The sequence below is a fragment of the Microcystis sp. T1-4 genome (genome assembly GCF_000297435.1).
Classification (GTDB): Bacteria; Cyanobacteriota; Cyanobacteriia; order Cyanobacteriales; family Microcystaceae; genus Microcystis.
Map to the genome: position 1 here is coordinate 1 of NZ_CAIP01000361.1, position 706 is coordinate 706.

The 706-nt window shown below is 42.5% G+C and carries 1 protein-coding gene; it reads right to left on the bottom strand.

Annotation, left to right across the window (positions count from 1 at the left end):
* Positions 1-706: pre-peptidase C-terminal domain-containing protein (locus MICAI_RS17285; RefSeq protein WP_039900458.1), on the bottom strand; the 706-nt coding region annotated here is incomplete at both ends.

A 706-nucleotide genomic window follows, 5' to 3' on the forward strand; every position in this document is an offset into this window, starting at 1 on the left:
AAACTGAGGGAATAGCTAGTAGGAATAGATTGATAATCGGGAGAGCCTGAGCTTCCAGAGCCATATAAGTAAAATGTATAAACCCCAGCCGCCAGAGTCCTTTCTAAGGTCTTTGTTGTTTCATTACTCCCATTATACAGACTCGCAATGGAAGAGCCATAACTATTCGTTCCGCTATACAAATATAGACCGGTGTAAGCATTGCTATCATCGGTTAACTCAAAAGTAACCGTGCTGTTTTCACTCAGGGTAAATTGATAGTAATCCTGATCATAGTTAGGCCTATTGTACAGATAATCTGTCTTAACAATGGGTGTGGCTGTTAACGTTCCCACATTGACCGATTCCCCCGATTCTCCACCATTGTCCTGCGGTGCTACCACTAAATCGAAGTCATAAACTGTTGCCGCACTATTACTGCTCGATAAATGGAGATAGTAAGTCCCTGCGTCCAAGTTTTCTTTGAAGGAAAAATAACTGCTGTAGGAATTGGCATTACTGGCACTCTCAAGAATGTTGCCACTACTGTCTAAAACCTCAATACTGAGACCACTGGGTAAGTATAAATCAAATTCGACATTCCGTGTCGCATCTAAGCTGAATTTGAAGTAATCATCACTATCATCCCCTCCCACTGAGTCTAAATATTCTTGTAGGACTGGAGGTGCTAGAGGGGGAGTCAGACTATAACTGAGGGTTCCCAGGT